The following is a 9,354-nucleotide window of genomic DNA, read 5'->3' as shown; positions in this document are numbered from 1 at the left end:
GGACCAGAACACCACGGTCGGGGCGAACACGTCGGCGTCAGGCCCGGTCGGCGTCCGGTAGGCCACCGCGTACTGCTCGTCATGCAGGATCACGACATCGGCGTAACCGCCCCAGTCCAGCACTCCGGCGACCATGGCCGGACCGTTCCGGCCATCATGTTCGAACTGGTGGATGAGGTATCCCGACCGGCCGAGCCGGTCCAGCAACAGGTGAAGCTCATCGAGGATCGTGGTCCGCACAGATCCGACGCTAAGGTCGGCACTGACAGGCCGCTGGAAAGTTTCTTATGGTTTCTCGGAATATCTCGATTACCCGGAATTCGGGAAATCAGGCGCTATCGCCAGGCTCCTCGGGGGCGATGTCCTCGATCACCCGGTTGATGATCTTCCGCGCGCTCCTGCCGTAGCTCGCGATTCCGGCCAACTGCTCGAAGGTGTTGGTGTACAGCTCGATCTCCTGTGGTTGCCGCAGGTCGAGTTCTGCCGAGTAAGTCTCCACCAACACGCGCTCGTCGTCGTGGATCCAGAAGCCGTGCTGTGGTGGGGTTGCGTAGGGCGTCTCGAAGCCGATGATGCCGAGCCGTACGGTGGGCAACTGGGACAGGGACAGCAACCGGTCGAGCTGTCCGAGCATGACCTCGGTCGGACACAGACGGAAACGAACCGCCGCCTCGGTCAGCACGAAGTGGAACCGCTTGTCCGGCCGGTACAGGATCTCCTGCCGCCTCACCCGCGCGGCCACGGCATCGTCGATGTCGTTCGGCAGATTGAGACTATGGGCGACTTCGGCGAACCGGAACCGGGCGTACTCGGCGGTCTGCAGCAGTCCGGGAACCACAGTCACCTCGAAGGCACGCAGGAGCCGGGTCTTCTGGTCCAACTCCATGAGGTCCCGTTGGTGTGGTTTCAGTCCCGTTCGGAGAATGCGCTGCCACTCGGCGTGTTGAACCTCCAGCGTATGTAACGAGGCGAGCAGCGCGTCGGTTTCGTCCTCGGCGCCGGTGGCGCCGGTCCAGGCGCGGATGTCATCGTCGGTTGGGGCCTGGCGGCCGTTCTCCAGCTTGGACACCTTGGATGGCGGCCATGACAACGACTCCGCGAGCTGCCGGCCGCTCAGTCCGGCGGCCTCGCGAGCCTCGCGGAGTCGTTTGCCGAGCGCGGTCCTGGCCTCGTGGACGTTAGTCGAGCCCGAGGCCCTGTTCTGTGGCAAAGTCGTCCCGTTTGATCGCGTGATGCCAGGCGGCGTCACGCCAGTAGTTGTGTCGCACGATCTCAGCCGCATCGTCGACGACCTCGTGGTCGAGCGGAACGTCGTCGTCGTCAAAGTGCATACGAAGGAGCTTGGTCGAGTCGAACAGCCAGTAGTCGTGGTTGGGCAGGCCGATCGCCTCGGCCTTGTTCCTGGGCAGGTAACGAATGTCCTCGCCCGCGCCGTTGGTGAACTGCGCACCCCACAAGCCGAACCGGCTGTAGTCGGTGAGGGGCACCGTCACCACCCGGACGCGGCGGAACCGCCGCCCGGCAGCCGTTGCCTCGCGGACCATGTCCAGCCAGCTCCGCGCCATGATCAGATCGTCCGGCTCACCGGCGAGGAACTTCCGCAGCGATTCCTGCTCATAGCTGACGTTGTAGGCGTCGCGGACCTCGAGCCGGAAGGCCGTGTACTCGAACGAGTGGAAGAGTTGGCGGAACTCCGGCCCGGTCGAATTGATTCGGTTCAGTTCTTTCCCTCCCGCTCCGGGTAACGGCGAGTGTAGAACTTGAGCACGTCTTCAGGGATCTCGACCAGCGTCTCGTGGTCCGGGACCGGGCCGATGTCCGCCAACACCCGCGGGTCGGTGACCTTCCAACCCTGCGCGATGTAGGTCGCGCGGTCCGTTCGGTCCGTCGCGTACAGGGTGGGCGAGTTGCCCCCTATTGAGTCGGGATCCTTGCCGAGGAATCGAGCGCGCATGAAGCACCTCATTTCGAGAAATCAGCAGAACCGTTCTCGGCTAGGGTGGCGCATGCGGCGGCGGTCGTCAAACCGACGGGGCGGCGCCTGTGGCGCCGCCCCGTCGGTGAGAGTTGGTTGGTTACCGGCGCTTGGGCCGGGGTGTGGGAGTCGCGGTGCTGTCCCGGACGACGAGGTGGGTGGCGAGTTCCACCCGGGGGCTCTCCACTTCCTCGCCCTTGGCCAGGCGCAGGACGGTGCGCGCGGCGAGGGTGCCCATCTCGGCCAGCGGCTGGCGGATGGTGGTGAGCGGGGGAGAGGACCAGCGTGCTTCCGGAAGATCGTCGAAACCGATCACGCTGAGATCGTCCGGAATGCGCAGGCCACGCTGGCGGACCGCCTCGTAGACGCCGAACGCCATCTGGTCGCTCGCGGCGAAGATCGCGGACGGCGGGTCCGGCAGGTCGAGCAGCGATCGGCCGGCCTGGAAGCCGGACTCGTGGTAGAAGTCGCCGGGGCGGACGAGTTCGGGATCGGAGTCGATGCCGGCGGCCTCAAGCGCGGCCCGGTGGCCGTCCAGCCGGGCGCGGCTGCACAGCAGGCGCGGCGGGCCGGCGACGAAGCCGATCCGGCGATGGCCCTGCGAGATCAGGTGTTCGGTCGCGGCCAGCCCGCCGGCCCAGTTGGTGGCGCCCACCGTGGGCATCTCCAGCGCCGGTCCGCCGGCCGGGTCGACCGCGACGATCGGCACGTTGAGCCGGCGCAGTTCGGCCTGGTGGGTCGGCTGCAGGGTGGACAGCACCAGGATCACGCCGTCCGACGCTCTGGTCCGCAGGTTCTCCAGCCACTGCCGGGTCGAGGTGGACCGCCGGTGGACCGCCGACACCACGGTGCCCACCGCGGCGGCGTGCGCGACCTCCTCCACCCCGCGAATGATCTCCACTGCCCACGGGCTGTCCAGGTCGTTGAAGACCAGGTCGATCAGGCCGGCCCGGTCCCGGCGCCGCGAGGTCCGCCTGCGGTAGCCGTGCTCGTGCAGCAGTTCCTCGATGCGCGCGCGGGTCGCCGGCGACACGTCGGACCGGCCGTTCACCACCCGCGACACCGTGGGGACCGAGACGCCGGCCTCCCGCGCGATGGCGGTGATCGTGATTTTGCGTTCCCCGTCGATCGTCAACGACCTCTCCTTCGCCATCCTGTTCGGCCTCGGGGCCGAAAGGTTGCGCGCCCAGCATAGGCCCCTCCTCCCCGGGTTTCCCCTTCTGGTTGCCAGTTTGTTGGTCGTTCTTCCGCTTGACGCTCAAAACCCCAGACCTCTAATCTTCCGTTAGAGTAACGGAAGTGTTGCTGAAAGTTTTCGGGATTCGCCCTGTCTCTCGGCGAGGAGCCGTTCAATGAAGGTGACCAGCATCGCGGCCGTCACCCTTCTGGCCGCATCGATCCTGTTCTCCGCCAACCTGACCGCCAGCAGCGCCGACCAGGCCGGCGCCCAGCGACACCAGGTTCCGGTCGACTCACCCCTGCGTGAGCTGGCCAAACGTCAGGACTTACTGATCGGGACCGCGGTAGACCACGCGGCGTTCACCACCGACACGGTCTACCGGGACCGGATCGCCACCGAGTTCTCCTCCATCACCGCCGAGAACGTGATGAAGTGGGAGGTCGTCGAGCCGGAACGGGGCCGCCTGGACTTCACCGCGGCCGACGAACTGGTCGCCGCGGCCAGGCGCAACCACCAGGGCGTTCGCGGCCACACCCTGTTGTGGCACAACCAACTTCCCGCCTGGCTCACCGAGGGCGTGAACAGCGGCGCGATCACCCCGACCGAGCTGCGCCAGATCCTGCGCAAGCACATCTTCGACGTGGCGGGGCACTTCCGGGGCAAGGTCTACCAGTGGGACGTCGTCAACGAGGTGATCGACGACAACGCCAACCTGCGCGACACGATCTGGCTGCGCAACCTCGGCCCCGGCTACATCGCCGACGCGTTCCGGTGGGCCCGCCAGGCCGACCCGAAGGTCAAGCTCTACCTCAACGACTACAACGTCGAGGGGCTGAGCGCCAAGAGCGACGCCTACTACCGGCTGGCCCAGGAACTCCTGCGGCAGCGCGTGCCGGTCGACGGGTTCGGCGCGCAGGGCCACTACGGCGTGCAGTTCGGCTTCCACTCGGCGTCCGAGGTGATGACGAACCTGCGCCGGTTCGAGGACCTCGGGCTGGAGACGTCGATCACCGAGGTGGACGTGCGGATGCTGATGCCGCCCGACACCGTCAAGCTGCAGGCGCAGGCCCAGGGCTACAGCGTGCTCATGCAGGGCTGCCTGCTGGCGCGCAAGTGCACCTCGTTCACGGTATGGGGCTACACCGACAAGTACTCCTGGGTGCCCGGGTTCTTCACCGGGGAGGGCGCGGCGAACCTGCTCGACGAGAACTTCGCCGCGAAACCGGGTTACCGCGAACTGCAGGCCGTGCTCGCGTTGGCCGGACGGTAAATCGTCATGGCAGGGCGGAGATCCCTCCGGCTGGTCATCGCGGCACTGGGCGCCGCCGCGCTGGTGGGGGCCACGCCCACCGGCGCGGCGGCCATGCCCGGGGCGGCCGGGCGGATCGACTTCGGCGACCGGTTGCAGTCGATCGACGGTTTCGGGTTCGCCCAGGCGTTCCAGCGGGCGGCGGCGATCAACGGGTTGTTCGGCCTGACCCCGGAGAACCAGCGCGCGGTGGTGGATCTGCTGCTGTCCCGGGAACGCGGGGCGGGCCTGTCGATCATGCGGCTGGGCATCGGGTCCTCACCGGAGAACCCGTACGACCTGATGAAGTCCATCCAGCCGGTCGACCCCGGCGGGCCGAACGCTCCGCCGCAGTATGTCTGGGACGGCTACGACGGCGGCCAGGTCTGGCTCGCCCAGCAGGCCAAGGCCTACGGCGTCGAGCGGTTCTTCGCCGATGCCTGGAGCGCGCCGGGCTACATGAAGACCAACGGAGACGACCGCAGTGGCGGCAACCTGTGCGGGCTGCCCGGCACCGCGTGTGCCAGTGGTGACTGGCGGCAGGCCTACGCCAACTATCTGGTGCGGTACCTCCGGTTCTACGCCCAGGAGGGCATCCGGATCAGCGATCTCGGGTTCACCAACGAGCCGGACTTCACCGCCAGCTACGCGTCGATGCGCTTCGACGGCCCGCAGGTGGTCGACTTCCTCAAGGTGCTCGGCCCGACGCTGGCCCGCTCCGGGCTGCGCACCAACCTCGTCTGCTGCGACGCGGCCGGCTGGACCGAGCAGGAGGAGCTGACCAGGGCGATCGAGGCCGACCCGGCGGCGCGGCACTGGACCGACGTCCACACCGGACACATCTACAAGAACCCGGCCAACCGCCCGCTGCCGACCCGGCGCCCGGTGTGGATGACCGAGTGGCAGCCCACCGGCAACACCTGGAACGAGTCGTGGGACGACGGCAGCGGGTGGAGCGGGATCACCGTGGCCGAGAACATCCACGACACGCTGACGCTGGCGGGCGCCAATGCCTACGTGTACTGGTTCGGCGCCTCGCTCGGGGCCACCCGGGCGTTCATCCAACTCGACGGCGCCAACTACCACGTGGCGAAGCGGTTGTGGGCGATGGCCGCGTACAGCCGGTTCATCCGGCCGGACGCGAACCGGGTGGCGGCCAGCACCGCCGAGCCCGGCGTCAAGGTGAGCGCGTTCCGCAACGCGGACGGCTCCAAGGTGATCGAGATTCTGAACACCGGCAGCACCACCACCCGGACGTCGTTCGCGGTGCGCGGGCTGGCCGGGGCCAGGACGGTCAGCTACCTGACCGATGAGGCTCATTCGTTGTCCAGGACCGGCAATGCATCCGTGCGCGGCCGGAACCTGGTGGTCGAGCTAACGCCACGGTCTCTGACGACCGTGGTGATCAGCCGATAGCTCGACCGAACGGGCCCAGGGCCGGCGTGCGGAATGCTGCAACCCCGCCGGCTCTGGGCTCCCCGTTCCCGGCGGTCAGGTCTTCCCTGCGGGCGACGGGCACGCTACGCTAGGTTTCTGGGAGCGCTCCCAGAAACGGAACTGTTGCAGGACAACGGGTTGGCGATGCCGCCAGCCCGTTGTCCAAGAAGGACGCGGGATGATACGACGATTGCTGGCGGGCGCACTGGTGTCGGGCATGGTGGGCGCCATGGTGCTCGGCGCCACCCCAGCCGCCCAGGGAGCCGACTCGGTGTTCTATGTAGATCCGCAGACGCAGGCCGCCCGGTGGGTGGCCGCGAACCCGAACGACTCGCGGACGCCGGTGATCCGCGACCGGATCGCGAACGTTCCGCAGGGTCGCTGGTTCACCACCACCAACACCTCGGCGGTCCGTTCTCAGGTGGACGCCTACCTGGCCGCGGCGGCCGGCGCCGGCAAGATCCCGATCATGATCGTGTACAACATGCCGAACCGCGACTGCGGGGGAGCCAGTTCCGGCGGAGCGCCCAGCCACGCCGCCTACCGCGCGTGGATCGACGAGGTCGCCGCCGGTCTGGCCGGCCGGCCGGTCACCATCATCCTCGAACCGGACGTGCTGCCGCTGATGAGCGACTGCATGACCGAGGCGCAGCAGGCCGAGGTCCGGGCCTCGATGGCCTACGCGGGGCAGCGGCTCAAGGGCGGCTCCACGCAGGCCCGGGTGTACTTCGACGCCGGGCATTCGGCCTGGCTCTCGGCCAGCGCGATGGCCGCGCGGCTGGTCGCCGCGGGCGTGGGCACCAGTGCCGACGGCATCTCGACCAACGTGTCGAACTACCGCGCCACCAGCGCGGAGGTCAACTACGCCAAGGCGGTCATCGCGGCGACCGGCGTGTCCCGGCTGCGCGCGGTGATCGACACGAGCCGCAACGGCAACGGGCCGCTGGGCAGCGAGTGGTGTGACCCGGCCGGGCGGGCGATCGGCACCCCGAGCACGAACGTCACCGGCGACTCGATGATCGACGCCTTCCTGTGGATCAAGCTGCCCGGCGAGGCCGACGGCTGCATCGCCGGCGCCGGCCAGTTCGTCCCGCAGCGGGCCTACGACCTCGCGATCGCGGCCGGTGGCGGCGGTGACACCACCGCTCCGTCGGTTCCGGGAACGCCGGTGGTCTCGAACCTCACGGCCGGCGGCGTCACGCTGTCTTGGACCGCTTCGACCGACAACGTGGGCGTAATCGGTTACGAGGTGTTCCGCGAGCAGGGTGCGTCTGACCCGCAGCTGGCCGTGTCGGGCGGGAACTCGGTGGCGTTGACCGGTCTCAGCGCGAACACCACGTATCAGGTGTACGTGCGGGCCCGGGACGCCGCCGGGAACCTGTCCGCAAACTCCGGCCTGGCCACCTTCACCACGCCGGGCGGCGGAGGCGGCTCGTCCTGCGCGGTTCGGTACGTGCCGAACACCTGGAGCAACGGGTTCACCGCCGAGGTGTTCATCACCAACACCGGCGCGGCCGCGGTCGCCGGCTGGACCCTGGCGTTCAGCCTCGGCGCCAACCAGGTGATCACCGGCCGGTGGAACGCCACGGTCACGCAGAACCAGCAGGCCGTCTCCGCGGTCAACGTCGACCACAACCGCACCATCGCGCCGAACAGCACCGTGTCGTTCGGATTCCAGGGAACGCACAGCGGCAGCAACCCGTCGCCGGCGGCCTTCACCCTCAACGGCGCGGCCTGCTCGATCACTCCCTGATCTCCACCGTCCACGCCGGTGTCCGCTCGCAGACACCGGCGTGGCCCATTGCCCCGGGGAAGGGCGCCCACCTACGATCGACGCAATCGAAGCGGTTCGACAGTGAGCTGGTGAGCGATCTTGGCCAAGATCGACGACGTGGCACGGCACGCCGGGGTGGCGCCCAGCACCGTGTCCTACGTCCTGTCCGGCAAACGGGCCATCTCGGAGGAGACCCGCCAGCGGGTGCTCAAGAGTATCCGGGTGCTCGGCTACCAACCGCACGCCGGCGCCAGGGCGCTGGCCAGCAACCGGTCCAATGTGCTCGCCCTGTTCATCCCGCTGCACGCCGGCATCCACGTCCCGGTGATCATGCAGTTCGTCGTCTCGGTGGTCACCACGGCCCGTCAGTTCGACCACGACGTGCTGCTGCTGACCCAGGACGAGGGGGTCAAGGGGCTCGAGCGGGTGGCCAACACCTCGCTGGTCGACGGGCTGATCGTGATGGACATCGAACTGCAGGACCCCCGGCTGCCGGTGCTGCGTTCGCTGCGCAGGCCCTCGGTGCTGATCGGCGTGCCGGACGACCCGGACGACTTCCACTGCATCGACCTCGACTTCACCGCGGCCGGCGCGAAATGCCTCGACCATCTCGCCGACCTCGGCCACCGGCGGGTGGCCCTGATCGGGTCGCCGCCGGAGGTGTACAAGCGGGAGACCGGCTACGCCACCCGGCTCTCGGCCGGGTTCAAGGTGGCCGCTTCCCGCCGCAAGGTGGCCGCGACCGTGCATCCGTGCGGAAGCTCGAACCTGGACGCCTCGCTGGTGGCCAGCGAGGTGTTCGAGGACCATCCCGACACCACCGCACTGGTGGTGCACAACGAGGACGCGGTCGACGGGCTGATGCGCTGGCTCGGCAGGAACGGGCGCCGGGTGCCCGAGGACGTCTCGATCGTGGCCATCTGCCCGGACGAGATCGCGCATCGGGTGAACCCCCCGTTGACCTCGGTCGCCATCCCGGCCGAGGAGATCGGCGAGGAGGCCGTCCGGACGGTGATGGCCATGGTCGAGGGTGGGGTCATGGACGAGCTCGGCGGCTCGACCACGTTGATCGGACCCCGGCTCACGGTGCGCGACAGCACGGCTCCGCCGAAACCGTAAAAAGATCACGAAGGAGTAAGTATTCCCACGTCATGACTGGTGAAGCGCTTCGACAGTGACCGCTAGGAGGAACAACGATGTTCAGGGCAAAGGGCGCGCGACTGCTGGTGGCCCTCACGGCGGCGACGATGACGCTGGCCGCCTGCGGCGGCGAGGAACCGGCGAACAACAGCGGGCCGCGCGATTTCACGTTATGGCACTACGAGGGTCCGAACAGTGCCATGGGCACCGCCTGGGCCGCCGCCATCAAGGAGTTCCAGAACAGCCATCCGAACGTGACCGTCAAGTTCGAGGAGAAGGGCTTCGAGCAGATCCAGAAGACTGCGCAGATGGTGCTCAACTCCAATGACGCGCCGGATCTGATGGAGTACAACAAGGGCAACGCCACCGCCGGCCTGCTGTCCAAGCAGGGGCTGCTCACCGACATGAGCGAGGAGGTGGCCAAGCGCGGCTGGGACAAGCTGCTCAGCCCGGGCCTGCAGACCACCAGCAAGTACGACGAGCGCGGCGTCATGGGCGGCGACAAGTGGTACGGGGTGCCGAACTACGCCGAGTACGTGCTGGTCTTCTACAACAAGGAC

At 68.1% G+C, this 9,354-nt stretch carries 9 protein-coding genes and 1 pseudogene; 5 read left to right on the top strand and 5 right to left on the bottom strand.

Annotated features, from left to right (window positions below):
• The 5 genes and pseudogenes from VFO68_RS11975 to VFO68_RS11955 form a co-directional block, all read right to left on the bottom strand.
• Positions 1 to 240 (bottom strand): annotated as a pseudogene (locus tag VFO68_RS11975) (hypothetical protein); the annotation flags it as partial.
• Positions 241 to 328: 88 nt separating this feature from the next.
• On the bottom strand, positions 329 to 1,249 hold the full coding sequence (locus VFO68_RS11970) for a helix-turn-helix transcriptional regulator (protein WP_325158306.1): 921 nt from the start codon (positions 1,247 to 1,249) through the stop codon (positions 329 to 331).
• On the bottom strand, positions 1,179 to 1,712 hold the full coding sequence (locus tag VFO68_RS11965; protein ID WP_325158307.1) for a DUF6879 family protein: 534 nt from the start codon (positions 1,710 to 1,712) through the stop codon (positions 1,179 to 1,181). Before VFO68_RS11965 ends, VFO68_RS11970 begins: the two co-directional genes overlap by 71 nt.
• A 5-nt stretch (positions 1,713 to 1,717) precedes the next feature.
• Positions 1,718 to 1,954: a hypothetical protein gene (locus VFO68_RS11960; protein WP_325158305.1), complete on the bottom strand. Its 237-nt coding sequence runs from the start codon at positions 1,952 to 1,954 to the stop codon at positions 1,718 to 1,720.
• Positions 1,955 to 2,075: 121 nt separating this feature from the next.
• Positions 2,076 to 3,110 carry a LacI family DNA-binding transcriptional regulator gene (locus VFO68_RS11955; RefSeq protein ID WP_325158304.1) on the bottom strand — a complete coding sequence of 345 codons (1,035 nt, stop codon included), beginning with the start codon at positions 3,108 to 3,110 and terminating at the stop codon, positions 2,076 to 2,078.
• Between the two features lie 217 nt (positions 3,111 to 3,327).
• Between VFO68_RS11955 and VFO68_RS11950 the strand changes: the two genes are divergently transcribed.
• The 5 genes from VFO68_RS11950 to VFO68_RS11930 all read left to right on the top strand — a co-directional run.
• Complete coding sequence (locus tag VFO68_RS11950) at positions 3,328 to 4,425, top strand: endo-1,4-beta-xylanase (RefSeq protein WP_325158303.1); 1,098 nt, start codon at positions 3,328 to 3,330, stop codon at positions 4,423 to 4,425.
• Positions 4,426 to 4,431: 6 nt separating this feature from the next.
• Positions 4,432 to 5,859 (top strand): glycoside hydrolase family 30 protein, encoded by a 1,428-nt coding sequence (locus VFO68_RS11945; protein WP_325158302.1) that lies wholly within the window; start codon positions 4,432 to 4,434, stop codon positions 5,857 to 5,859.
• 199 nt (positions 5,860 to 6,058) lie between these two features.
• On the top strand, positions 6,059 to 7,633 hold the full coding sequence (locus tag VFO68_RS11940; protein ID WP_325158301.1) for a glycoside hydrolase family 6 protein: 1,575 nt from the start codon (positions 6,059 to 6,061) through the stop codon (positions 7,631 to 7,633).
• Positions 7,634 to 7,753: 120 nt separating this feature from the next.
• Positions 7,754 to 8,773 (top strand): LacI family DNA-binding transcriptional regulator, encoded by a 1,020-nt coding sequence (locus VFO68_RS11935; protein WP_325158300.1) that lies wholly within the window; start codon positions 7,754 to 7,756, stop codon positions 8,771 to 8,773.
• 77 nt (positions 8,774 to 8,850) lie between these two features.
• The coding region (locus tag VFO68_RS11930) for an ABC transporter substrate-binding protein (protein ID WP_325158299.1) at positions 8,851 to 9,354 on the top strand (504 nt) is incomplete at its 3' end.

Source organism: Actinophytocola sp., assembly GCF_035712165.1.
Taxonomy (GTDB): domain Bacteria; phylum Actinomycetota; class Actinomycetes; order Mycobacteriales; family Pseudonocardiaceae; genus DASYTH01.
This window is presented reverse-complemented; position numbering and strand designations above follow the sequence as displayed.